We start from the raw sequence: 25,305 nt of genomic DNA on the forward strand, positions 1-25,305 counted from the left end.
AACTTATAGCTTCACTTCTCGCTGATGAAGAAACCTATCGTTGAGCAAAAAAGAGCGCCCTATCGGCGCTCTTATCTACTTAAGACTAAGCAAATACTGGCGCGTCAAAATCTTCTGCTTCGTCGCTGTATACACAAACATTTGAATCTTCTACTAAGCCTGTTTCTGCAACACAATGGGTTTGAAAAAACTCGCTAATTTCTTTGCGTTGGCAGTGCGCTTCAAAGCTTTCTTTATCCGCCCAAATCTCTTGAAACGCGATGGGGTAACCTGTGCCCTGAGCAAAAGGGTTGTCAATTTGGCGTGTAACCGTGTATTGAATACAGCCATCTTCGCGCAAGGTGTTTGGCTCTAACGCTTGCAATACTTTAAACAGCTCGTTTTGCTTACCAGCTTTAGGTTTAAACATGGCAATACAATAGATCTTTTTAGACATAAGGCTTCCTTAATAAAGCGGCGAGCTGAGCTCGCCATTCTTAAAAATATCAATAATAAGCCTTTGTGCGGGCAAACGCTGCAACTAATTGGCTATTAACAGGCTTTATAGCGCTGTGTTTGCATTGCCAACAAGCGCTTGTAAGCTAACTCTTGGCGTAGCGAAGACGAGCCTTCACACCAGTTGTATTCCAGCGGTTCCCAAAGTGGATCTTTAGGTGATAAACCCAAAGCCTCAATATAACTTGGGTTGGCCACTACATATTGGCTTTTATAGGGAAGGATTACCCCTCCCTGCTTGGCTTGTAGAGCCAGAGCCTCTGGATAATTGGCGCACCAATGATTAAGCAAAGCCATACAAGCAGGCGAGTACCAAAACTTGCCGCTATCTTGTTGCATGGTTTGCTTGTGCTGACACGACAATACACTTTGGGCGTGTTGCCAGTCTTTAAAGCCCGCTTCTCGCGCTACATACAACAAGGCATGTTTTAGTTGTGGTGATTTGTCTTTAGCTAAACTTGCTAATGGGGAATCGGCAGTATGACGCTGTTTAAGCAAAATTTTACTGCGAATTTTAAGTTCTTCAACGGCAGATAACATCTCTATGCTCCTAAATACTTAAGTTGTTCCCCGCAAAACAATATTCAGAATGACATACAGTGTCGTAATGATGTGTAACTAAGCATGTGCTTAAGGGTGAGTTCCTCTTGGCGGGCAGGCGCCCCTTAGCACCTGCCCGCATTCTGCCAAAGCTAAGTTAATTATACAAGCAAACTCTAAGGCTCATTAATTCTACGATTGTTGCGTACTCGGTTTGAGTTGAGCCGCAACAGAAGATGGCTGCTCAGGTAATAATAAACTAAGCAAGATAGCCACTAAACCACCGGAGGTAACTGCTGAACCAAAGATGTTTTGAACCAATTTAGGCGCGTGTTGTAATAGGTCGGGTACCATTGTCACGCCTAAACCTACGCCAAAAGACACTGCCATAATAAGTAGTTTACGGCGATTCAGTGTTTCGCTAGCAATAATTTTAATCCCCGCTGCCGCCACTGTACCAAACATCACCAAGGTGGCTCCGCCTAGCACCGGTTTAGGAATTTGCTGTAAAACAGCGCCTAATATGGGGAATAGCCCCAGTACCACGAGTATTAGTGCAATGTAATAACCAATATACCGACTGGCTACGCCGGTTAGTTGAATCACTCCATTATTTTGGCTAAAGGTAGTGTTTGGAAAAGTATTAAAAACAGCGGCAATTAAGGAGTTAACGCCGTCGGCTAGCACTCCGCCACGCACCCGTTTTAAGTAGCTGTCTCCCTTAATCTCTTGCTGTGAGATAGCGCAGTTAGCGGTAATATCGCCAGCCGATTCTATTGCCGTAATAAAGTAGATAAGCGCAATAGGAAAAAAGGCCACCCAGTCAAAACTAAAACCATATTTAAAGGGAACAGGGATACTCACCCAAGGTTGTGAGCCTAGCGAAGAAAAGTCTACTTTCCCCATAAATAGCGCGATTAACATACCAGCAAGCAAGCCAATAACAATTGATGAGAGGCGCAGCCAAGGGTTTGCCGAACGGTTTAAAGCAATAATAATTGCCAACACAGTGAAGCCTAAGCCTAGGTTTTGTAAGCTACCAAAATCGGCAGCTTTAAAGCCCCCCGCCAAATCGGTCATACCTACTTTTATCAGCGAAATACCAATGATGGTAATCACTATTCCGGTCACCAATGGCGTGATGATTTTCTTCATATTAACCAGCATTTGCGATAAGAAAATCTCGATAAAAGCGCCCAAAAAGCAAACGCCAAATATTAGCGACAATATCTCTTCGGGACCGCCGCCTTGGCTTTTAGCGATAAAGCCTGCCGCCAATATCGAGCCTAAGAAAGCGAAGCTGGTACCTTGCACACAAATCATGCCTGCGCCAATAGGGCCTAACCTTTTTGCCTGAATGAAGGTTCCAACGCCAGATACAATGAGCGCCATACTAATCAGGTAGGGAATGTGCGAGCCTAAGCCTAATACGCCCCCAATAATCAAGGTTGGGGTTATCACGCCAACAAAACATGCCAATACATGTTGTAGCCCAGCAAAAAAAGCTTCTGCTACCGCTGGTCTCTCCTCTAGTTGGTACAACAACTCCTTTGGTACGGCTTTTTCCGTATTTGCACTCATGCTTTACTCCCTGTTATTTCGCTATATCACAAGCAGATATCTGACCACTAGGTCAGATTAATAACGCAAGGAACTTGCCAATTTACCTTTTAGCAACAAACACCCTACAACAAGTATCATTTATTCAATCACTTAGACGAGAAATCTTGCCAATAAACCATCGCTCAACGAGCTAGCAACATTGATATCCTTACGCGTTTAATTGGTGCGCTCTCACCAATACGTGCACCAGCAACTGTCAATGCCGAGCAGCACATAGAATGCGCCGATTTAGCGTTTTCACCTTGACCGGTAGTGCGAATCAAAATCCTTAAATAACAGTGAGATAACTGTCTTTCATTAGCGACAGGCTCGCGCTAATTCTGGATATTAACGTGATAAGGCTCACAGCTTAATGATAAATTTAATTCTTAATTTAAATGTCAATTGATGCTGCTCTAGTATCTTGCCCAACCAGTTTTGGTTTAAGTGCCCCTTAATAAACAAGCAAGTAATAAAGTGAAGGGACAAAGCTTAGCAATATCAGGATGATATGAGTGTTACATTGCGCAAACTAGATTTGCTGCCGCCAATAATTAGCTAACTAAGCTAAGGCATCAGCAAAGCATTTAACTAACACCCATGCCACATGTTTTTAAAACACTATCATGGAGAAATAAATGCGATTATCCACAGCCTCTGCGCTAGTTGGTGCATGCTTTAGTCTATTTATTAGCAGCGCCTACGCAGCCACTAGCGTAAGCATCGACTTAAACACCCAAAAATTTATTGGCGGCGAATCTCAGTTAGATCGCGAAAAATACTTTAACCTACATACCACCCACTCAGAAAACCAAGTCACCAATGATGAGCTTGAATATTTAACTAACGAGCTAAACGCAGGCTTTGGTCGCGGCTTTTGGAGCCCGTTTTCGGCCCATAAAGGGCATGACGCCTACCCTAACGAAGCCACCGCTAAAACCAATGGCGCCAAAAACATTAGTAGCACCAAAAACCACAACAACTATGCTTATTTCTCGAATCGCTACATTGTTACCGACCATCCGCGAAACGCATTTGCAGCCAATCAAGACCCTGTAAAAGCCGCCGAGTGGGCAGCCAACTACTTTAAACACTACTTCGATGACAGCACTCGCCCGATTTTTTATGAGCCAATTAACGAGCCCTTTGTACATGCCGGTGAGTTTGGGATCGATGCCGATCTAGCACGCTCAAAAATCACAGAGCTGTTCAAGCAAATTGGTAAAAAGTTTGACCAAGAAAACATAGATACCAAAGTGATCGGTTATGCCGGTGCTTGGCCGTCGATGGAATTGTGGGATTTTAGACACTTTGATACCCGCATGAAAATGTTCATGGATAGCGCAGGCCCATACATGGATGCATTTTCGGTACATTTATACGATGGAGTAAACGTAACTGGCGCAAATAGCCAACGCTCTGGTAGCAACTTAGACGCGATCTTAGATTTAGTTGAAAGCTACAGCTACCACAAATGGGCACAGGTTAAACCGCTTGCCATTACCGAATATGGTGGCATTGAAAAAGGTTACGGCGACACCTACAGCGACATTGCTAGCGTGCAATCGGTTCGTTCTATCAACAACATGTTATTCCAGCTGTTAGACCGCCAAGACCGCTTACTAACTTCTATTCCTTTTATTACCGGCAAAGCTAGCTGGCATTACAATGCCGCAAACAACTGGGAACCATACGGCGCGGTAATTACTCGCCCCGACCCAAGCAGCATTGTTAACGGCAAACCTACCCGCTTCTTCTGGACCCCACGTATTCACTTCTACCAACTATGGTCAGACGTAAAAGGGGTTCGAGTTAAAAGCCAAAGTTCCAATCCAGATGTTCAAGTACAAGCGTTTGTAGACGGCAACAAAGCGTATGTTGCGCTTAATAGTTTGTCTGAGAATACCGAGCAAGTTAGTTTAGATTTTGTAAGCAGCTTAGGTAGCATTAATAAGGTAGCTAAGAAATCGTTAAAGATTTACCCAAATGCTGCGCCAGTTTATCAAGACAACAGTAATGTAAATGCCCCAAGTAGCTTGAGCTTAATTGCTGGCGAAACAGTTGTTTTGCAATACAGTTTTAATCAAAACATCAACTTAGACAACACGCTACATGTAAACAGCTATTACAGCACCACTAATTTACAAACCATTTCTGCCAACAAAGCGCTTAACTTTGCGATTAACAACGTTAGTGCCGGCCAAGGTACCTCAAACCTAAAAGTGAGTATTGGTCGTAAACACAACAAATCGAAGAAGCCAGTCGTGAAAATAAACGGCACTGCGCTAACGGTTCCGAATAACTGGAAAGGTGGCGATCAAAGCTCACGCGATGACTTTTTTGGCGCCCTGCATATCCCAGTACCCAACAATTTACTGAGTAAAAACAACGTTGTTAGCATAACCTTCCCCGACTCAGACGGTCGCGTAAGCTCGGTAGTCTTAGAGGTGAACAACCAAAGTAACGCTGCCGTAACCCAAGATGCAGTAAGCTTTGCCAACACTATCGACAGCCTAGCACCAGGTAAAAACTATGCCGTTACACTGGATTACAGCGCCAGCCAAAGCCGCGACTTAACCGTATCCATTTGGAAAGACCAAAGCTACCTAGCGGGCACAACTGTAAACGTAGCTGCCGGAGAAGGTACTAAAACCATAGATGTTACCTTGGCAAATGAAACGGTATCTGGTGAAACTGGCTACATTATAAAGGCCAATATTCGCCCTCAAGGTGGCGATGTTGCTAGCATTATCAAACAAACCCAAATCAACGATATAGTGATTGAAACTGACAGCGGCGCAAACTACGACCAAATCGTGTTTGTAGAAAGCTACCAAGAACTCACTAGCGCTCTGCAATACACCATTAAGCTTGATTACTCGGCCATGCAACAGCGTGACTTGGTTGTAGAGTTATGGGATGAACAAAACTGGTTAGCCTCTGGCAAAACTAGCGTGCCTCCGGGTTCGGGCACTACCTCAGTCACTATTGACCTTAGCACCGCACCGGCCGCAGGTAGCCAAGGCTACAAGCTTAAAGGCTCTATTCGCCCAAGCGGTACATCGTGGCAAGATAATCTCGATTTCGAGCAGATCAGCAATATTGAAATTGTTAGCGACCTTCCTAGTGAAGACGCTACCAAGCTGGTGATGCCTTCTACCGAGTTGCTGCAGGCTCAAAGCTATCAATTTACTGTTGACTACAGCGCGACTCAACAGCGTGACGTAGTGGTTGAGCTATGGCTGAATAATCAATGGTTGGCTCAAGCTACCGAGCAAGTAGAAGCAGGTGAAGGCAGCGTACAACTTACCGTTGAACTTGATGAGGTGGCACAGGCCGCCAACACCTATACGGTTAAAAACAGTATCCGCCCTTTAGGGACCGATTGGCACAGTAACTTAGCCACTAACCAAGTAAACAATGTAAGCGTTATAAGCGACGCACTTATTGCACCGAGCACTTGGACTAACCTGCAATTTAAACACAGCGCCAAATGTATGGACGTAGCAGGCGGCAAAACCACTAACGGTAGTCAATATCACCAATGGACCTGTAACACTCAAAACGACAACCAACGTTTTTTGTTTACGCCTCTAGGAGACAACTGGTACACAATTAAGGCTAAGGTGAGCAACAAATGTGTCGACCTAGCCAGTGGCACCACCGCCAATGGTGGAAAATTGCAGCAGTACTCTTGTAATAACAACAACCCAAACCAAGTTTGGCAGTTAGTTGAACAACAAGATGGTTGGTTTGAGCTACGTGCTAAACCTTCCGCAAAATGTATTGATGTAAAAAATGCCGCTAGCACTAACCAAGCCAGCATTCAGCAATGGAATTGTGGTAACCAAGCTAACCAACTTCTCCGCTTTATAGAATAAACCAGTAAGGTTTAAGAGCCGCTTTGCGCGGCTCTTTTTTCTTTTTACACCTCGCCTACCCTTAATCATTTACCAAGCAAAATCGCCTAACATTGGTGCGTAGCTAGCGTTTGCTGCACCACAAACAATCATTCATTTAAAACCGTCGCATTAACAATTCCTTCAACTAAACTCAACAAAGCTTGTGAAATTGGGATTTATTGACTTAAATCAAAAAACATGACCAAGTGGCCAGCTTTTTGCTACTTCAATTTTTTAACTAACCGCCATTCCAAGAAACGGAGTTCTAAATGAAACTAAATAAATGGATAAGTGCTGCAGCCTTTGCTGTAACCACCTTAATAGCACCAGTTAGCATGGCTGCCGACGAGCCTCTAAAAGTAGGCTTTGTATATGTTGGCCCTGTAGGAGACCACGGTTGGAGTTATGAACACGACCAAGGTCGAATTGAGATGGAGCAGCACTTTGGCGGAAAAGTTAGTACCACCTTTGTAGAAAACGTTCCTGAAGGCGCAGATGCAGAGCGCGTTATTACCCAGTTGGCCAAATCAGGTCACGACGTTATCTTCACTACGTCTTTTGGTTTTATGAACCCAACAATCAAGGCCGCAAAACGCTTTCCTAAAGTTACCTTTGAACACGCTACCGGCTACAAACGCAGCAAAAACGTATCTACTTATGTATTGCGTACCTACGAGGGCCGTTATGTATCAGGCGTAGCCGCTGGCATGACCACCAAAACCAATGTGATTGGTTACATTGCCTCGTTCCCCATTCCGGAAGTAATCCGTGACATTAACTCGGTGTACTTAGGCGCAAAAAGCGTAAACCCAGACGTGCAAATTAAAATTGTGTGGGTAAATACTTGGTACGATCCAGGTAAAGAAGCAGATGCCGCCAACGCCCTTATGGACCAAGGCGTAGACATTATTCTGCAGCACACTGATAGCCCTGCACCACTTATTGCAGCCGAGAAGCGCGGCGTAATGGGCATTGGTCAAGCATCAGACATGAGCCAATTTGCCCCTACTGCACATATGTTCTCGGTACGTGATGTTTGGGCACCGCATTACATTCGCACCGTTGAGGAAGTTCTTTCTAACTCCTGGAAGCCAGAAGATTACTGGGGTGGTTTTGCAGAAAACATTCTGCAAATTGTGTCGGTTAACCCAGCCCTACCCGACGACGTAAAAACCGCCATTAGCGAAGCTGAAGCCAAGATTAAATCGGGCGAATTTCATCCATTTACCGGCCCAATGAAAGACAACAGCGGTAAAGAGGTGATCCCAGCAGGTAAAACGCTTAACGACCAAGAGCTAGCTGGTGTGATGTGGTACGTAGAAGGCATCGACGCAACGATTCCTAAGTAAACCTAAATCCCAAATAAACCGATGTTCTTAATGAGTGCCCAGCTTAACTGGGCCTTTACAGCGAGAGTAAGATGAACTTAGCCCTACCTATTATTGATATTTCTACGCTAGATAGTAGCGATAGTCAGCACTGGCAAGAAACCATTCAAGCCATTGATTCTGCATGTCGTGACAAGGGCTTTTTTTATGTGACCGGTCATGGCATTCCTAGCGAGCAATTTGGCGCTATGCAAGCCATGGCTGCGAAGTTCTTTGCGCTTAGTGAACAAGAAAAACAAAAGATCAATATTCAGCACTCGGCCAACCATAGAGGTTGGGGACAAGTAAGTGCAGAGCAACTCGACCCAAGCGGCCCTAAAGACTGCAAAGAGACCTTTGATATGGCTTTAGATCTTAGCCCTTATCATCCACAAGTTGCGCGTTACCCACAGTTGTACGGGCCAAACCAGTACCCAAATCTTGACGGCTTTATCCAACTTTTGCAGCAGCATTACGAACTCACCTTGCAAGTTGGCCTCAAAATACTTAAAGCCATGGCTTTAGCCTTGGGCCAAAGCGAAGACTTCTTTAGCAAGCATTTTAGCTGCCCGATTAGTGTGCTGCGCTTAATTCATTATCCACCTCAGCAACAAAATGATAACGGCGCTGGCGCACACACAGACTATGGCTGCATTACCTTGCTGTATCAGGATCAAACCGGCGGCCTTCAGGTACAAGATCGCAATCTACAATGGTTAGATGCGCCACCGGTGGAGAATAGTTTTGTGGTGAATATTGGCGACTTAATGCAACGTTGGACTAACGGGCGATACAAATCGACGCCGCATAGAGTGCTTAGTCCAAAACAGCAAACCACTCGCTTTTCAATGCCTTTTTTTGTAGAGCCAGACTTTGATACTCCAGTGAATACTCTCGCGAGCTGTTTAGCTCCTGGGGAACAAAGTCAGTATCCCGAAATAACGGCTGGTGAATGGATACTATCTCGCTTTGCCGATACTTACGCTTATAGAAACGACCAGCAAGAATAAAAAAATTTGGCTAAAAAGCTGACCAATCAGTCAGCTTGATAGCTGCGAATTTTCCGGAGCAATCATGTTACAACTTATGATTAACGACCAAGCCATCACCTTAAGCCAGCAAGCGGCAGATACCATGCTGCTTAACTTTTTACGCGAGCGACAAGGTTTAGTGGGCAGTAAAGAAGGTTGCGCCAGTGGCGATTGCGGTGCATGCACCGTAGTAATGGTGAGCCAAGATCAGCAACAACAACTTAGTTACAAACAAATAAACAGCTGCATTACGCCCTTACATTCTTTGCACGGTAAACAAATCATTACCGTTGAGTACCTAAAGCAAGGCCAAGAGCTACATCCCGTTCAACAAGCCATAGTAGATAAACATGGCAGCCAATGCGGTTTTTGTACGCCTGGTTTTGTAATGTCTTTATATGCCTTATCTCGTCAAACAACTAAACCCGAACATCCCGAGGAATTTTTAGCTGGCAACTTGTGCCGTTGCACTGGCTATGGGCCACTTATCGAAGCGGCTAAGCAAGTAGCAGCAGCGCCAGCGGCCAAGGATCATATCCAAGAAAATGAGTCCGCCGTGCAGTACTGGATGGGGCAATGCGACAAGCTAGAAAGTGACCACTACTGGCAACCTACGAGTCGCAGTGAGTTAGCCAGCATTCGCGCAAAACACCCTCACGCCAAATGGATAGGCGGCGGTACCGATTTAGCATTAGAAGTTACTCAACAGTATCAACGCATTGATGAAATTATCGACTTAACCGCCCTTCCTGAGCTCACAGGCATCGAGCGCACCAACAATGGCTGGCGCATAGGGGCAGCGGTAAGCTTAGATAAAGTTCATGCATTTATGGCGCAGCACTACCCCACTACCGACGAAATTTTTGCTCGCTTGGGCAGTATTACTATTCGTCACCGCGCCACCCTTGGTGGCAGTTTAGGCAATGCCTCACCCATTGGTGACATAGCTCCATTGCTAATTAGCCTAAACGGCAAAATTGAAGTAGATGATGGCACCACTACCGAGCTTTACGCACCAGAAGACTACATCACTGGCTACCGCGAAACGCGCTTAAAACCGCAACAATGGATTAGCGCCATTCACCTGCCAGATTTGTCTCCAACACTTAAGCATCAAATCTACAAGGTGAGTAAACGTTATGAAGACGACATCGCCACCGTGGTATTGGCGGTAGCTATGGAGTGCGATAACCAAGGCAGAGTAAGCCACTGCGTGATCTCAGCAGGTGGCGTGGCGGCTAAGTCGGTGCGCTTAACTGAACTTGAAAATTGTTTGTTGGGTGAAGTCTTCAACAACAACAAACTCAAGCAGCTACAAGCCCTAGTGCCGCAATATGTAAAACCCATTGATGACGTGCGAGCCAGCGCAGCTTACAGGGTATTGCTAGTACAGAATCTATTAAAACGCTTCTACCTCTATAGCCAACAATTACCCACGAGGTTAGCCGCCCATGCGTAAATTAACGACTCAGCACCTCGAGCAAACTGCGCCAAGCCAAGTAGTGGGTAAATCGATTCCCCATGAGAGTGCAGCCAAACAAGTCGCTGGCGAAGCGCAGTTCATCGACGACTACAACCTGCCAAGTGGTTGCTTGCATGCTGCAGTAATCACTAGCCAAGTAGCCAAAGGTAAAGTACTTGCTCAGCAATTAGATTCGCTGCAACAACAACCCGATGTAGTTGCGGTAATTCGCTGCCGGGATATCCCTGGACACCAAGATATTGGTCCGATATTTAAAGGCGACCCACTGTTGAGCGAGAACGAGATTAGCTACTTTCAGCAGCCTGTGGCCCTAGTTCTTGCTCATAGTCACCAGCTCGCATGGCAAATTGCCCACCAAGCCAATCAAGAGCTAGTGCAATACCAAAGCGCCGATACGCCAGCGCTAAATAAGCAAGATATTGGCGACTTCAACCAGCCCAATGCAACGGTGCGCCCAAGCCATTGCATGGGTAAGCAAATAGCCGTTGCCGAGCTAGATCGCAGTGAACTGCAACTAAGTGGTGAACAACATATTGGCGGACAAGAACACTTTTATTTAGAAGGACAAGTCAGCCTCGCCCAGCCAACCGAAGATGGCGGTATTATGCTTTATACCTCTTCACAGCACCCTAGCGAAGTACAAAAACTAATAGCCGAAGTATTAGGCATTGCGTTTCACCAAGTAACTGTAGACATGCGCCGCATGGGTGGCGGCTTTGGCGGTAAAGAAACCCAAGCCGCTCAATGGGCGTGCTTAGCCAGCCTTGCTGCCTGGCATTGCAATAAACCTGTGAAAATACGCCTACCGCGCAGTATAGATATGGCTGTAACCGGCAAGCGCCATCCTTTTTACAACCGATACCAACTAGGTTTAAGCGCCGAGGGAATCATTGAAAGTGCTAAGTTAGAAGTGAATGGCTTGTGTGGCCACTCGCCTGATTTATCCGATGCGATTGTGGATAGAGCGATGTTTCATAGCGACAACGCCTACAGCTTAGGTGAAGCCGAAGTCGTAGGTAATCGATTAAAAACCGATACCGTTTCACATACTGCCTTCCGCGGCTTTGGTGGCCCGCAAGGCATGATGTTAATTGAACAGGCTATGCAAGACATCGCAATTGCTACCGGCCAAGATGCCTTAGATGTGCGTTACAAAAACCTCTATCGCGATGGACATGCCACCACCCACTACGGCATGCCGGTAGAGCAATATCAAGACCAGCTTAACTTAATTAAACAATTAGAAGTGAACGCAGATTACCGCGCGCGTCGTCAGCAAATAATTCAATGGAACAACTCTAACTCGCTGATCAAAAAAGGCCTTGCCTTAAGCCCAGTAAAATTTGGTATTTCATTTACCGCCAAACACCTTAACCAAGCAGGCGCACTGCTGCATGTATATACCGACGGCAGTGTTCAGTTGAATCATGGCGGCACCGAAATGGGCCAAGGCCTGCATACCAAGGTTCAGCAGATTGTGGCGCAAACTTTAGGCATTCCTTTTAGTTATGTGCTGATTACGTCTACCCGCACCGACAAAGTACCTAATACCTCACCCACGGCGGCTTCTTCAGGCAGTGATTTAAACGGGATGGCTGCGCATAATGCAGCAAAAGAAATCAAACAACGTCTGCTTGAATTTGCCCAGCAACATTACCAGCTTGCAGCAGAACAAATCACCATAAACCAAGGCCAAGTTAAACTTGCCGAGCAAACCATTAGCTGGGCGGAGTTAGTGCAACAAGCTTATATGCAGCGAGTGTCACTCTCAGCGACTGGATTTTATAAAACACCTAAAATTTGGTACGACCGTGAACAAGCGCAGGGGCGGCCGTTTTTCTACTTTGCACTGGGCGCCTCCGTTAGCGAAGTGAGCATTGATACACTAACTGGGGAAATGAGCGTAGATCGAGTAGACATACTGCATGATGTAGGCACCAGCCTTAATCCGGCCATCGACATTGGCCAAATAGAAGGCGCCTTTATTCAAGGCCTAGGCTGGCTTACTAACGAAGAGCTGGTATGGGACAAAAAAGGTAAATTACTGAGTAATAGCCCGGCAAACTACAAAATCCCCACCATTGGCGACTACCCCGAACAAATGAACATTACCTTGTTCGACCAAGCCAACCCTGAGCACAGCATCTACCGCTCTAAAGCAGTGGGCGAGCCACCTTTTATGTTAGCCATTAGCGCTTGGTGTGCCATTTACGATGCAGTGACGTCAATCAGCCAACATAAGCTGCCAGCGCAGTTAGATTCTCCAGCCACCAGCGAGCGCATTTTAATGGCTTGCCAAAAGCAATATGAGTTTATGGAGACGCAAGATGAGTGATTGGCAATCTCGCTTTTTACCTAATAACTGGTTAGATGCCTGCAGTTATCTTAAGCAGCAACAGCAGCCATTTTGTATTGCGACCATTGTGGCCGAGGCTGGTTCTGTGCCGCGAGCAACAGGCGCTAAAATGGTGATAAGTCAGCAACAACAATTTGATACCTTAGGCGGTGGAAATTTAGAGTTCTCGGTGATCAAGCACGCCCGCGAGCAACTGGAAAAGGGTGCAAAGTCTAATCACATTGAGCGCTTCTCCTTAGCAGCGGATCTAGCCCAATGTTGCGGGGGTGCAGTACAAGTATTGTTCGAATACTTCTTGGTTGATCAGCCACTTATCACCATTTATGGGGCGGGACATGTAAGCCATTGTTTATGTGAAATACTGGCGAAACTGCCGGTACAAGTACAAGTCATTGATAATCGCCAGCAATGGCTAGATTCAATTGGCCAATTTGGTGTGAACACCCACTATCACGCACAGCCAGAAAATAGCGTAGCAGAACTAAAAGCCAACTCTTATGTTGTCATTCTAAGCCAAGACCACAGCTTAGATTTCGCCCTCAGCTTAGCTGCGCTGCGCCGAGGAGATTTAGCCTTTGTAGGCGTGATTGGCTCTCAAACTAAAGCCCAACGTTTTAGGTATCGCTTAGCCGAACAACTTGAAAATCCGGCACAGTGTGATCAACTAACTTGCCCTATTGGCCTAGCCGACGTGAGTGGGAAATTACCCATGCAAGTCGCGGTATCGATTAGTGCCCAGCTGATCACGCTGCTAGAAAAACACGCTAAAACCAGTGACAGGGACCAGCAAAAACACCAATGGGAATCTAGCAATACTCTGCGAAAACAACTTGCGGGAGAACAGCTCAATGAATGATGACGAAAAACATCTTAAGCAGTTAAACAATCTTCCGCACAGTCAATTCGTCAGTGAAATGGCCAGTATTTGCAGTAGCAAAACATGGCAAAGCACCATGGCAACATTGCGCCCTTTTCAGTCGGTTGAGCAGTTTATGTCTATGGCGAAACAAGCCTTTAGTCAGCTAACAGAGAACGATTGGCTGGAGGCTTTTGCGGGTCATCCAATGATTGGTGATTTAACCAGCCTGCAAAAAAAATACAGCCAAGCCAAGCATTTAAGCGAAGCAGAGCAAGCACAAGTTAACCATGCTCAGCAAGCCACTCTTAGTGCTTTACTCGACCTTAATCAGCGCTATTTAAGCCGTTATGGCTTCATTTTCATCGTATTTGCTAGTGGTAAATCCGCCGAGGAAATGCTGCACATATTGGAGCAGCGTTACGGTAATAGTCGCGAGCAAGAATTACGCAATGCAGCCGAACAACAACAACGCATTAGCCTGCGTAGAATGGAGAACTTATTTTGAGCACCTTAAGCTGTCATGTACTCGATACCACGTGTGGCCAGCCCGCAGCAGGTATTGCGGTAGAAATTTATCGCTTTGGTGAAAGCCAAAGCTTAGCCAAAGGCTTAACCGATCTAGACGGGCGTTATAAGTTTGAACAATTAGACTTGCCTAGCGATTGCTACTGCCTACGCTTTATTACCGAAGAATACTGCCTAGCGCACTTCCAGCAATGCTTTTTTCCTTTAGCCGATGTGGTGTTTATTAGTGATGAGCAACAAGCCCATTACCACATCCCGCTGTTGTTAAGCACCTTTAGCTATTCCACTTATCGAGGCAGCTAAGATGACGCGACAGTTCCACCGCGGGAGTATTTTACACTTTCCTAAGGCCACTATTGCACCGAGCGATAACTACCAATATTTACATGATGGCATGTTGGTTGTTGAGGATGGTCTTGTTCAACACCTTGGGGATGCGCAAGATTACTTACGCAACAACCCCGAAGTACAAGCGGCTGTTATTCAGCATCACGGCCTTATTATTCCGGGGCTTATCGACAGCCATGTGCACTACCCCCAGGTAGAGATTATTGCCAGCTATGGCAAGCAATTATTGGATTGGTTAAACACTTACACCTTTCCTGCTGAGCAACAATTTGTTGAAGCTGCCTATGCTCGTGCCCAAGCCGAGTTCTTTTTGCAACAACTGTTTGCCCACGGCACCACTACCGCCAGTGTGTATGCAACCGTTCACCCGCAATCGGTAAGCAGCTTTTTCGAAGCGGCAGAAAGCTACAATGCACGAATGATTTGCGGCAAGGTATTAATGGACAGAAACTGCCCCACCGCGCTGCAAGATAGCGCTGAATCAGGCTACCGAGAGAGCAAACAACTGCTGGAGCAATGGCACAAAAATGGCCGGCAACTCTACGCGATAACGCCGCGTTTTGCGCCTACCAGTAGCGAAGCGCAGTTAGCTAAAGCGGGGCAGTTAGCCAAGGAACACCCAGATAGCTTTATTCAAACCCACTTGTCGGAAAACCCCACCGAAGTACAGTGGATTAACGAGCTATTCCCCGATTACTCTGACTACCTGGCAGTATACGAAGCGCATGACTTGGTGCGAGAGCGTTCACTATTTGGCCATGGCATTCATCTTACCGACCGTGAATATTTAGCCTTGGCAAGCTCAGGTGCAACCATCAACTTTTGCCCCTCATCTAACTTGTTTTTAGGTAGCGGTTTATTTAACTACCAACGCGCCCAAGCCAATGGCGTGGCTGTAGCGCTTGCTAGTGATGTAGGCGGTGGCACCAGCTTAAGTATGTTTGCTAACCAAGCCGATGCCTACAAAGTTTGCCAACTGCAACAAGCCAGCTTAAGCCCTTTCGATTCGTTGTATTTATGTACTCAAGGCGCAGCAGTGGCAATGGGTATTGAAAGGCAAGTGGGCAATTTAAATGTAGGCAGCGAAGCCGATTTTATTGAACTAGATATGCACCCTACTCCGATGCTTAGCCAGCGCTTAAATAAAGCCAGCAGCTTAAGTGAGAAATTATTTGCCATTAATACCCTAGGTGATGACCGCGTTATAAACGCCACCTATGTAGCAGGTAAGCAAGTTTACAAAAAAGGACAACACTATGTGGCCACAGCTGTATGAATGGTTAGCCCTCTTTATTAAATGGTTTCATGTCATTGCAGGCATTGCATGGATAGGCGCTAGCTTTTATTTTGTTTGGTTAGATAACAACCTAAAAACGCCGCCAGAATGGAAAAAGCAAAAAGGCATTAAAGGCGATTTGTGGGCGGTGCATGGCGGCGGTTTTTACGAAGTAGCCAAGTACCAAGTGGGCCCAGAAAAAATGCCAGAAAAACTCCATTGGTTTAAATGGGAAGCCTATAGCACCTGGCTTAGTGGCACATTGCTGCTGTTTTGGATGTACTACCTTCGCGCCGATGCCTACCTAATTGATCCACAAGTTATGGCTTTAAGCAGCTATCAAGCCATTGGTTTGGGTATTGGCGGCATTGCGCTTGGTTTTGCCATTTATGAGGGTTTACTACGCTCACCCATTGCTAACAAACCTTTGCCCTTAAGCCTTTGTTTAATCGTTATAGGTGCACTGTTTTGTTTTGGTTTTACTCAAGTATTTAGCGGCCGTGGTGCCTTTATCCATATGGGCGCATTAATTGGCACCATTATGGTGGCTAATGTGTGGATCAAGATCATCCCAGGACAGCGACAAATGGTGGCGCAAGTTAGCGCTGGCGAACCCGTTGACCCTGCGCCAGGTCTAGAAGCTAAAAAGCGCTCGGTGCACAATAACTACCTCACCTTGCCAGTCATTTTCTTGATGATTAGTAACCACTATCCAATGATTTATCAGCACAGCCATAGTTGGTTAATCCTCTGTGCGCTGATCGGCTTAAGCGCTTGGATACGCCACTACTTCAACCTAAAGCACCAGGGCGTTCAAAAGCCCAGCATTATTGTCAGCGGCGCTGCAGGTTTGCTGTTACTGGCGGTGTTTTTAAGCTGGAGTAACGCTAATCGCTCAGTGCAGGTTCAAGATCAAAACAACAATGAGCTAAACGCCGAGCAGGGCCAAGTAATGGCAATTATTCAGCAGCGCTGTACCACTTGTCACAGCCGCATGCCTACAGACGACACCTTCACCGCAGCACCAGGCGGGGTAAATTTAGATACTTGGCAAGATGTAGAGCGCTGGAAAGCACGGATTGTAGAACGCTCATTTGTTAGCCAAGATATGCCGTTTTTGAACAAAACCCAAATGACTGATAGCGAACGAAAATTACTTAATCAACATTTAAGCAACTAAAGCTGATCTCAACGGAATATATAACCCAAGCTGTTACAAATACAGCCTGGGTTTATCTCTATCTTTATATTTAAACAAAATGGTTTTGCATCAACACCTGGTGTATCGCTAATTGTCCCCCGCGAACACCTGCCGGTTTAGCCGCTTTGCCAATAGCGATGATCATACCAATCACATGATCTTGAGGCAGGTTAATAACCTCAGCCAATTGGCCAGCATCAAAACCTATCATTGGGCAAGTATCGTAACCCAAGCCTTTCGCTGCTAGCATCAAAGTTTGCGCTGCCATGCCGCACGAGCGCATCGCTTCATCACGTTGCAACTGATCTTTGCCGTGATAAAAACTAGCTAGCATATCTACCAAAACACCCTGCGCTTTAGCGTCTACATTTTGCCAATAGCGCTCTGGTTGCTTAGCCCAAGCTTGAGTGTCAGCACATAACACCAATAGCTCCGAAGCCTCTGTCACTTGTGGTTGGCCCCAAGCAGCTTCACCAACTAGCTCTCGCACCTCGGCATTGCTCACTCTTACAAATCGCCAATGCTGAATGTTGTAAGAGGTGGGCGATAACAACACAGCTTCCATCATTTTCTGGAAATCTCGCTCACTCATTTGTTCGCCTGAATCGAAATGCTTAACGGCGCGACGTTGCTCAATGGCTGTAAATAGTTCCATGGTTGTTCCTTAAGCTTTGTAAGTAATTTGGTGAAACTTAAGACCTTGACTTAAGTTGCCACCAGCTTAATTCCACAGGGTTTAAATGATAATCCTGCTTTTGCAAAAGAAACTGTTGAGAAAAACTATACAATTGTCTTAGAAAAGTGCTTTTAGCGTCCTTTATATTCAACAAAAATTGTGAGCAATAACAGGAATATTGATTAGCCTTTAGCAAAAATAATTCGCTAAAATACTTAAGTTTCTAGCGACGTTTTAGCAAGCTAAGGTATAAGGTGTGAGCCAAGAACTGTATATAAGAAAACCCGAGCGTAGCGATTTAGAAGAGCTAAGCGAGTGCTATCAAAACAGTGAGATATTTCACCGCCCTTGGAGCTATCCGCCAAAAAATGTGCGTGCTTACTTAGAAGAAGAACACCGCTATTTTGTTTGCCTACAAGCAACGGGTGAAATAGTGGGTACTTTTAATATCTCGGCTATCATTCGCGGCCATTTTCAATCAGCTTACCTTAGTTACGAAGTCTTTCATCCTCACCAAGCCCAAGGCTATATGCGAGCAGGCATCCGCTTAGTATTAAAAGAAGCCTTCGAAGAACTCAACCTGCATCGCTTAGAAGCCAATATCCAACCTGCCAATAAAGCTTCAATAGCATTAGTAGCAAAAGCAGGATTCGTGAAAGAAGGTCTATCAAAAAACTACTTAAACATTGGTGGTAAAGGATGGAAAGACCACGAACGCTGGGCGATTATTAATCCTAAATGGCGAAGTGAATAAACCGCACAAGCACTGAAAACACCAGTATTTATCCAGCTTGGTCTAAGATCTAGAGAGCCTTATAAATAACTAGGTTTTAGCATGAGCATCATTAGCAATATTTTAAGTAATACCTCTCTTTGGGAGCTTATGGTACTAGCGGCAGTGATTTACATTGCGACTCAGCCAGAGCTTCGTAAGCGGATCACTAAGCTCAAGTTTGGCGAATTTGAACTAGAGCTACAAAGCCTAAAACAAGAAGTGGAGAAAGGTAAGGAAAAGATTGTGGAACTAGAGGCGGAGATCGAAAATGATAGGCGCCAGTTCGACGATATTCTGCAAAATTTTGACCCTCATGCCCCGGTTAGCCAATTAGCTGAAGCTAGACAAGCAATCATCGCCGAAGCACGCAATTTATCAGAAACTGATTCCCTAGCAGATTACCTTCACTTAAATGCTTCAGCAAAAGAGCTTTACGTTGCTGCTATAAGCATTAGGGAGAAAAGACCAGTATCCCTGTTGCCAGAGCTGATCCGTTTTTTAGATGAACTCGCGAGTGACAGCCAGCTAGGAGGGTTTAGGCTAAACACCATTTGGACCTTGACCAGCGGCTTACATCGTACGCTAATTGCCTGTATTCGCGATGGTGTAGCACCGATGCCGGATCAACAAACCTTAGCTTATGCTCAGCAAGTTTTACTTAAACTCAACAACCATCCAAAAGTTAGAGCCGACCGCCCCGACGCCCCACTAAAAGGCATACAAGGCCCAATTAAACATGCACAATCTTGGTTAGAAAAAGCGATAGCTGGGGCTAGTAACGGCGAATAGTAATTAGCTCAGTATTCACGTAAAACGATAGCAATACACTTAGCCGCTAGCTGGGGTTAAGCTCCCAATATGGCTGTTCTGCGGCTAAGTGCTCTATGGCAAAATCGACAAAAGCTCTCACCTTGGCAGGCAAAAATTGACGCTCTGAAAACACTGCGTAAATGCTCTGATTTGGCATTTGGTATTGGTCTAACAGCTTAATTAAACGCCCCGCTACAATATCTGGCCCAGCCACAAAAGTGGGTAAACGGCCAATGCCTAATCCTTGCAACATGGCTTCGTGCAAAGCTTCACTATTATTCACTCGATAATTGCCTTTTACGTCTATTGATTGTGATTGCCCATCACGCATAAATGTCCATTCTTTTACATCACGAGAATAGCTAAACTGCAGACAATTGTGGGCGGCTAATTGTTCAATAGTTTGCGGTATACCCTGTTGCTTTAAATACTCTGGAGAGGCGCATAACACGCTTTTTAATGGGGCAAGTTTACGCACAATTAATGATGAATCGGGCAAGTTTCCAGCTCTTATTGCTACGTCAAAACCTTCGGCGACCAAGTCGACAACTTTGTCGTCCATCACCATATCAATAGTAATTTTGGGATAACGCTGCAAAAACTTGGCTATCAGTGGTGCTATATGTAAACGGCCAAAAGACATAGGCGTATTGATGCGCAGCAAACCTTGTGGCTCCCCCTGCAATTGGGCAACCGCATCTTGGGCATCTTTTGCAGCATTATTAGCTTTTGCCGCATGCTCAAAATAATGCTTACCCGCTTCGGTTAAACTCAGTTTACGGGTAGTACGGTGCAGTAATTTAACCCCAAGTTGCTGTTCGAGTAAATTAATCCGCTTACTTACTGCCGACTTAGAGATCCCCAAACTACGCGCTGCAGGCGAAAACCCGCCATGTTCAACTACTGCTACAAATACAGGAATTGCTGCAAATCCGTCCATGAACTCACCACTGTCAACTTAATCTCAACAGTTATTATCAAAATAGACGGATTATCAGTCAATATAAATATTATTACACTAACGACATGACTGAATAACGCGGTATTTTCCATGCTAAACCCAAGCTACACTCACACTAAGTCAAGCTTAAATAACAGCCATTTAGCGACTCATGGCTTGATGCTGCTAATGGTTACGCTAGTCGCTAGCTCTTTCCCAGTCGGAGCCGCGATTACCCACGCATTACCTCCAGTAGTGATGATGTTTTTGCGCTTTCTCACTGCGGCTTTGTTATTTGCCCCCTATGTGTTGTACAGAAACGGATTAACGCTACCTTCAGGTAAAGCCTTAATGGGATATGCATTGCTAAGCGTACCCTTGGTGATATTTTTTTGGTGTATGTTTGAAGCGCTGCGCCATACCAGCGCGTTAAACACCGGTGCTTTATATACAACATTGCCTGCCATTACCGCCCTTACTAGCTTTTTTATCCTAGGCCAAGCCATAAAACTACAGAGAGCGGTAGGTTTAACAATGGGTACTCTGGGTGCTTTATGGATTGTATTTCGCGGTGATGTTAATGCGCTATTTGCATTAACGCTAAATCAAGGAGACTTGCTGTTTTTGCTCGGCTGTGTTGCTTTAAGTATTTATAACCCCTTAATGAAAAAGCTTTACCAAGGCGAGCCACAAGAGCTAATGACATTTTGGGTCTTAGCGTTTGGCAGCCTGTTTTTGATGCTACTTTCACTCACCAGCTTAAATGAGATTAATTGGTTAGCAGTCCCCCTAAAAGCTTATGCTGGCATTGGCTATTTAGCCTTGTTCACCACCCTAACTACCTTCTTCTTGCTGCAAATAGGTACGGTGCGCCTTGGCCCCACCAAAGTGGCAGCCTACAGTTACTTAACGCCTCTATTGGTTTTAGTGCTTACGGTAAGCATGGGGTTTGAGCAACTATCATGGCGATTATTGCCTGGCGCAATACTGGTGTTCTTTGCAATGCTAATTATTCAAAATGACAATAGTTAAAACAGATGATTTTTTCTTGACCCGAGGCAATATTCTCAAATAAGGTAAGCGCGAATAAACCAATACTACAGGACGTAACTCATGGCACAGGCAGATATCGCTAACTTTGTTGAAGTTCTTACTAAAGATCCCGATCAAATTCGCTTTGAAGATAGTATGAAAATTATTGATGCAAACTACGAGTTCACGCCAAGTGCATTTAGCAACGGCAAGCAACATAATGCCGAAGGTGAAAATTCAGGTTCATGCAAAGTATTTGCTTTTGGTCAATTAAACGGATTAAGTAAACAACAAACCCTAGCCTTGTTTGGCCAATACTACCAAGATGTATTGTCTACGCCATACAGTGACGACCACCAAAATATTCGCCAGTTTATTAAAAACGGTTGGGATGGCATTAGCTTCAGCCAACCTGCCTTAAGCCTTAAAGCTTAAAACGTAAAAAGCCGCTTAATGCGGTTTTTTACTTCGCTAGTATCATCTCCACCGCTTCTCAGAGCCCTCTCAAAAAGTAGCACTACTCGGCAATGACTGCAGACTTTAAACCGCACTTAGCAACCCTAAACGCCAAACTCTTGTAAGGCCTGCATTGCTGCTTTTGCTTTGTCGGTTTGCACAAATACATGATCGTGATAATAGGCAGCAATTACGTTCGCACTAATACCTTTTGATGCGAGCTTGTTGGCAACAGTTGCGGTTAGCCCAACAGCCTCTAAGCTAGAGTGCACTGTTAAGGTAATCTGGCTGAATGAGCCCTCATATTCCAAACCCGCTGCTTTAGCCGCTGCCTTTTTAACAACAAGTGTTAAACCTTCAGATTCTATAAAAGTGGCTACAGGTTCTAGTTCCAAGTATTCGCTAATACCACCGGGAACCGTGCAAAATACAAATTCTGCATCTATCAACTTAGGGTGCATAGACCTTAAGAGCTCATCTAAATCTGTAATTCCTGACATGCTGGCAAAATCCTTTTGTGAATGCACCTTTATTGTATAAAACCATGAGCAAAATACTTAGTGGTTTCCCCACTCCCCACGAACATTTCAAGCTATCTGTTAGCTTACCCTAAGTCTTTAACTCCTTTGGGTAGTTAGAATTATTGCTTATCAACTACCGTGTTTAGTTTAGAGATATAAGGAAGGTTGCGGTTTAAATTGTTCCAAGGTAAACCATAACCCACCAGCATATCGTCGCTGTCCATTAAATGCGCAAAATGTTGCTTTACTGGAATATCCACTCGACCGGGCTTTACCAACAAACTAGCTATAGCCAAAGATGAGGGTGAGAACTGAGTACTTAGATGGTCAATAAGCCGCTGCATTGTGCCGCCAGACTCTATGGCATCATCAATTACAATCACTGGCTTATTGTTAATTTCGATATTTTGATGATAAACAATGGTGGAGTTGTTCTGCCGATCGCCAGGTGTATGTGGGCAAGAGATGTAATCCATTTCAACTTGAAAGTTTAACTGGCGCACCAGATCAGCGGTAAATAAAATTCCCCCCGGAACTACCGTAATCAGCACAACCGTTTTGCCTGCATACAAGTGATTGAGTTGCTTAGCTACCGTGCTTACTCCTTGGCTAATTTGTTGCTGGCTTAACACCAGCTCGCCGATGTGTTCGTTTCCCATAAAAACCCTTTGTACTTGAACTAAGTGATGGCTGGCTGATCGCTTTTTGTTGCCTGCGACTGCGGCCAGAGTTTCAGTCGCTCAGTGCTAAACATCATTAAACCACTAAACACTAGCAATGCGATTGGCAGGACCACAAAAGAACTTGATGCAGCCAATAAGCCGATAAACGGAGGCATTAAGGTAGTGCCAACATAGGCGCAAGCCATCGATAAACCAATAATGGTCTGCGATGCTTGCTTGCCAAACCTTTGTGGCGTTAGATGAATAGTATTTGGATAGATAGGCGCACAACCAAAGCCGATAAACATTAAGCCGATTTTAGCCAGCATTGGCCAACCTGGTATCAGCAAGAACACTACACCTACAAATATAGTTAATACTCCACCACGAACTAGTTTATCTTCTGCAATTCGCTCAGAAACAAATCCACATATAAAGCGCCCCAGCGTAATCCCCAAAAAGTACATAGCGGTCCAAAAAGCAGCATTGGCAGCACTTACTTGCTGCTGACTAATTAAGTAACTAGCGGCCCACAAGCCAGTCCCTGCTTCTAAGGAGCAATAACAAAAAAAAGTAAGCAATTGCAGCTTAACGCCCTTCATTTTAAAGGCTGTAGCATTGCTTAGCGGTGTATGCTGCTCGCCGCTTGCTGCTAAATTCTCGCTGGTTGCGCGTCGCCACAGGGGCAAAGCCAACAGCAATACAGCAACTAAGGCAAACTGAATATAAGAAATACTGGCGTAACCGTTGCGCCAACCTTGTTGCTGACTCAGATAAAGCGCCATAATCAAAGGACCAGCAGTGGCACCAACACCCCAGAAAGAATGCAGGTAATTCATATGTTTGGCTTTGTAGTTTATCGCGACAAAGTTATTTAAAGCGGCATCAACTGCGCCCGCACCTAAACCCAAAGGCACAGCTAAAAGCACCAGTAACCAAACGTTGTAAGTTAAGCTAAAGCCAAATAAAGCAATCGCAGTCATTAGTACGCTTACAGCTACCACTTTACCGGTGCCACAGTAATGAGTAAGCCGAGTAGACAATAGACTCGACACCACTGTTCCCGCGCTAACAACAATAGAAATTACGCCGGCAAATTCGAGGCTGGCGTCTAGGTCGCCCCGCATGATTGGCCACGATGACCCCAATAGTGAGTCGGGCAAACCAAGGCTAATAAACGCAAGGTAAATAATCGCTAACAGCAATATCATTTCAGTTACTCACTAGGTAAGACAGATGAACATCAAAGTAACTGAACAATACTCTTCACTCCGATTGCTTAATAGCAATTTTCTCTCATAAAATACAACAAAACTCTCAGTTAATGATGAAAGGCAATTCTTTGCTCTTCAAATAGAGGTGAAGGCATGAATACTTACAAAATTAGTTTTTTCAATTCTGCCGGATATCGTGACAACGAAATCATCCGCACAAGTTTTCAGATTGAAGAGCAGAACAATAGCTTGGTGGTCTTAGAAGAAGGGGTTGTTGTTGGTAATGCCGAGATGGTTGAACAGCTTATTAATGAAACCCGCGGTTGGCAAGAAGCCAACACCGCAGTCAGTGCAGAGAATGTGAAAAGCTAAGGTGGGGGACGCTTAGTCACTAAGCCCAATTGAGTACTTAATCTCGCTGCACCACGCCAAAATTAGATTGCTGCAATAACCATGCTTGCATGTGTTTATCGAATAAACGTTCAAAGGTATTAAACTTAGTAAGCTGAGTGACTCGTTCACTTAAATGGCGCCTTAATGCTTCGCTATTACAACCTGATTTTTTTGAAAAAGTGAAATACAAGCCTTCAATTGAGATTGGGTTATCTAAAGCAACAACCTTTGATTTTAAGCCCGCCGACTCCAAGATGGTTAAACCCTGGTATAACTCATACAGAACATAATCGAAACGGTCGGCCAACAACATGGCAAAAGAGCGCTCTGCCGATGCACTGCTAAGTATTTTCAGGTTCTTTTTGGCGTAAGCATCAAAGTCTTGACCAAAGCTGTTATTTACTAAGGTGCCTCCACGGCGGTCTAACAAGTCTTCCCATTTTTGATAATTAAATTCGTTACCTTTTTTGGTCCAAACAACACTGGGAACGTCAGTAAACTGCGGCACAATGTAGTCCATGTATTCTTGTCGCTCATTGGTTAGAAAGGCGCCCGCTAACATATCTATTTCACCATGTTTGGCTTCTTGCAATGCTCTTGCCCATACGCCTCGATCCCGAGCGTCAACACTGATTTCAGTGTCCATTAACGCTAACTCAAGTAGTTCTATGGCTAGGCCAGTAAGCTTGCCGGGATGATTTTGGTCTCGCCATAATATGGGGGGATATTCGGCATTACCGGTTACCACTAATCGATTACAAATAGTTAGCTCGGAGGCTGACACCCACTGAGAGCTGCTGAGTGCAACAATTAAGAATAAGGTTTTGGTAAACGCGGACAT

At 45.1% G+C, this 25,305-nt stretch carries 24 protein-coding genes; 15 read left to right on the plus strand and 9 right to left on the minus strand.

Annotated elements, in window-relative coordinates; translation table 11 throughout:
* Positions 1-85: 85 nt before the first annotated feature.
* The 3 genes from OAG1_RS13175 to OAG1_RS13185 all read right to left on the minus strand — a co-directional run bounded on the left by OAG1_RS13175 (position 86) and on the right by OAG1_RS13185 (position 2,616).
* Positions 86-436, minus strand: coding sequence for an antibiotic biosynthesis monooxygenase (locus OAG1_RS13175; RefSeq protein WP_016400621.1), 351 nt, complete (start codon positions 434-436; stop codon positions 86-88).
* Between the two features lie 95 nt (positions 437-531).
* Complete coding sequence (locus OAG1_RS13180; RefSeq protein WP_338621616.1) at positions 532-1,035, minus strand: hypothetical protein; 504 nt, start codon at positions 1,033-1,035, stop codon at positions 532-534.
* A 192-nt stretch (positions 1,036-1,227) separates the two neighbouring features.
* Positions 1,228-2,616, minus strand: a complete 1,389-nt coding sequence (locus tag OAG1_RS13185; protein WP_338621617.1) for a nucleobase:cation symporter-2 family protein — start codon at positions 2,614-2,616, stop codon at positions 1,228-1,230.
* Between the two features lie 659 nt (positions 2,617-3,275).
* Between OAG1_RS13185 and OAG1_RS13190 the strand changes: the two genes are divergently transcribed.
* The 10 genes from OAG1_RS13190 (at position 3,276) to OAG1_RS13235 (ending at position 16,964) form a co-directional block, all read left to right on the plus strand.
* Positions 3,276-6,518: an RICIN domain-containing protein gene (locus OAG1_RS13190; RefSeq protein ID WP_338621618.1), complete on the plus strand. Its 3,243-nt coding sequence runs from the start codon at positions 3,276-3,278 to the stop codon at positions 6,516-6,518.
* A gap of 290 nt (positions 6,519-6,808) precedes the next feature.
* Positions 6,809-7,888, plus strand: a complete 1,080-nt coding sequence (locus OAG1_RS13195; RefSeq protein WP_338621619.1) for a BMP family ABC transporter substrate-binding protein — start codon at positions 6,809-6,811, stop codon at positions 7,886-7,888.
* A gap of 71 nt (positions 7,889-7,959) precedes the next feature.
* Positions 7,960-8,916 (plus strand): 2-oxoglutarate and iron-dependent oxygenase domain-containing protein, encoded by a 957-nt coding sequence (locus tag OAG1_RS13200; RefSeq protein WP_338621620.1) that lies wholly within the window; start codon positions 7,960-7,962, stop codon positions 8,914-8,916.
* Between the two features lie 64 nt (positions 8,917-8,980).
* The gene (xdhA, locus tag OAG1_RS13205; protein ID WP_338621621.1) at positions 8,981-10,396 is read left to right on the plus strand and encodes a xanthine dehydrogenase small subunit; all 1,416 of its coding nucleotides are present in this window, start codon (positions 8,981-8,983) and stop codon (positions 10,394-10,396) included.
* A complete protein-coding gene (gene xdhB, locus OAG1_RS13210) occupies positions 10,389-12,755 on the plus strand; it encodes a xanthine dehydrogenase molybdopterin binding subunit (RefSeq protein ID WP_338621622.1) in 2,367 nt (788 codons plus the stop codon). Before xdhA ends, xdhB begins: the two co-directional genes overlap by 8 nt.
* The gene (gene xdhC / locus OAG1_RS13215; protein ID WP_338621623.1) at positions 12,748-13,632 is read left to right on the plus strand and encodes a xanthine dehydrogenase accessory protein XdhC; all 885 of its coding nucleotides are present in this window, start codon (positions 12,748-12,750) and stop codon (positions 13,630-13,632) included. The genes xdhB and xdhC overlap by 8 nt, the downstream gene beginning before the upstream one ends.
* Entirely contained in the window at positions 13,625-14,140 is a 516-nt protein-coding gene (gene uraD, locus OAG1_RS13220) for a 2-oxo-4-hydroxy-4-carboxy-5-ureidoimidazoline decarboxylase (protein ID WP_338621624.1), read from the plus strand. The genes xdhC and uraD overlap by 8 nt, the downstream gene beginning before the upstream one ends.
* Positions 14,137-14,463: a hydroxyisourate hydrolase gene (gene uraH, locus OAG1_RS13225; protein WP_338621625.1), complete on the plus strand. Its 327-nt coding sequence runs from the start codon at positions 14,137-14,139 to the stop codon at positions 14,461-14,463. Before uraD ends, uraH begins: the two co-directional genes overlap by 4 nt.
* A gap of 1 nt (position 14,464) precedes the next feature.
* Positions 14,465-15,784 (plus strand): guanine deaminase, encoded by a 1,320-nt coding sequence (guaD, locus tag OAG1_RS13230; RefSeq protein WP_338621626.1) that lies wholly within the window; start codon positions 14,465-14,467, stop codon positions 15,782-15,784.
* On the plus strand, positions 15,765-16,964 hold the full coding sequence (locus OAG1_RS13235) for a urate hydroxylase PuuD (RefSeq protein WP_338621627.1): 1,200 nt from the start codon (positions 15,765-15,767) through the stop codon (positions 16,962-16,964). The genes guaD and OAG1_RS13235 overlap by 20 nt, the downstream gene beginning before the upstream one ends.
* A 70-nt stretch (positions 16,965-17,034) precedes the next feature.
* On the opposite strand, the gene OAG1_RS13240 is transcribed toward OAG1_RS13235, so the two are convergent.
* Positions 17,035-17,640 carry a nitroreductase family protein gene (locus tag OAG1_RS13240; RefSeq protein ID WP_338621628.1) on the minus strand — a complete coding sequence of 202 codons (606 nt, stop codon included), beginning with the start codon at positions 17,638-17,640 and terminating at the stop codon, positions 17,035-17,037.
* Positions 17,641-17,917: 277 nt separating this feature from the next.
* Here OAG1_RS13240 and OAG1_RS13245 point away from each other — a divergent pair, with 277 nt between their 5' ends.
* Both OAG1_RS13245 and OAG1_RS13250 read left to right on the plus strand, forming a co-directional pair.
* Positions 17,918-18,415, plus strand: coding sequence for a GNAT family N-acetyltransferase (locus tag OAG1_RS13245; protein WP_338621629.1), 498 nt, complete (start codon positions 17,918-17,920; stop codon positions 18,413-18,415).
* Between the two features lie 81 nt (positions 18,416-18,496).
* Positions 18,497-19,225, plus strand: a complete 729-nt coding sequence (locus tag OAG1_RS13250) for a hypothetical protein (RefSeq protein WP_338621630.1) — start codon at positions 18,497-18,499, stop codon at positions 19,223-19,225.
* A 46-nt stretch (positions 19,226-19,271) separates the two neighbouring features.
* Here the strand turns inward: OAG1_RS13250 and OAG1_RS13255 are convergent, their stop codons facing one another.
* On the minus strand, positions 19,272-20,186 hold the full coding sequence (locus OAG1_RS13255) for a LysR family transcriptional regulator (protein ID WP_338621631.1): 915 nt from the start codon (positions 20,184-20,186) through the stop codon (positions 19,272-19,274).
* Between the two features lie 111 nt (positions 20,187-20,297).
* Here OAG1_RS13255 and OAG1_RS13260 point away from each other — a divergent pair, with 111 nt between their 5' ends.
* The gene (locus OAG1_RS13260; protein WP_338621632.1) at positions 20,298-21,218 is read left to right on the plus strand and encodes a DMT family transporter; all 921 of its coding nucleotides are present in this window, start codon (positions 20,298-20,300) and stop codon (positions 21,216-21,218) included.
* A gap of 81 nt (positions 21,219-21,299) precedes the next feature.
* The gene (locus OAG1_RS13265; RefSeq protein WP_016400642.1) at positions 21,300-21,653 is read left to right on the plus strand and encodes a HopJ type III effector protein; all 354 of its coding nucleotides are present in this window, start codon (positions 21,300-21,302) and stop codon (positions 21,651-21,653) included.
* Positions 21,654-21,778: 125 nt separating this feature from the next.
* Here OAG1_RS13265 and OAG1_RS13270 read toward each other — a convergent pair whose 3' ends face one another.
* From OAG1_RS13270 to OAG1_RS13280, 3 genes are all read right to left on the minus strand, one after another.
* On the minus strand, positions 21,779-22,174 hold the full coding sequence (locus OAG1_RS13270) for an ACT domain-containing protein (RefSeq protein ID WP_338621633.1): 396 nt from the start codon (positions 22,172-22,174) through the stop codon (positions 21,779-21,781).
* 140 nt (positions 22,175-22,314) lie between these two features.
* Positions 22,315-22,854 carry a phosphoribosyltransferase family protein gene (locus OAG1_RS13275; protein WP_338621634.1) on the minus strand — a complete coding sequence of 180 codons (540 nt, stop codon included), beginning with the start codon at positions 22,852-22,854 and terminating at the stop codon, positions 22,315-22,317.
* Positions 22,855-22,874: 20 nt separating this feature from the next.
* Complete coding sequence (locus tag OAG1_RS13280; protein WP_338621635.1) at positions 22,875-24,068, minus strand: MFS transporter; 1,194 nt, start codon at positions 24,066-24,068, stop codon at positions 22,875-22,877.
* 156 nt (positions 24,069-24,224) lie between these two features.
* Between OAG1_RS13280 and OAG1_RS13285 the strand changes: the two genes are divergently transcribed.
* Positions 24,225-24,443: a hypothetical protein gene (locus OAG1_RS13285; protein ID WP_338621636.1), complete on the plus strand. Its 219-nt coding sequence runs from the start codon at positions 24,225-24,227 to the stop codon at positions 24,441-24,443.
* A gap of 37 nt (positions 24,444-24,480) precedes the next feature.
* On the opposite strand, the gene OAG1_RS13290 is transcribed toward OAG1_RS13285, so the two are convergent.
* Positions 24,481-25,305 carry a transporter substrate-binding domain-containing protein gene (locus OAG1_RS13290; protein ID WP_338621637.1) on the minus strand — a complete coding sequence of 275 codons (825 nt, stop codon included), beginning with the start codon at positions 25,303-25,305 and terminating at the stop codon, positions 24,481-24,483.

Origin of the sequence: Agarivorans sp. OAG1, from assembly GCF_037076485.1 — a bacterium.
GTDB lineage: Bacteria > Pseudomonadota > Gammaproteobacteria > Enterobacterales > Celerinatantimonadaceae > Agarivorans > Agarivorans albus.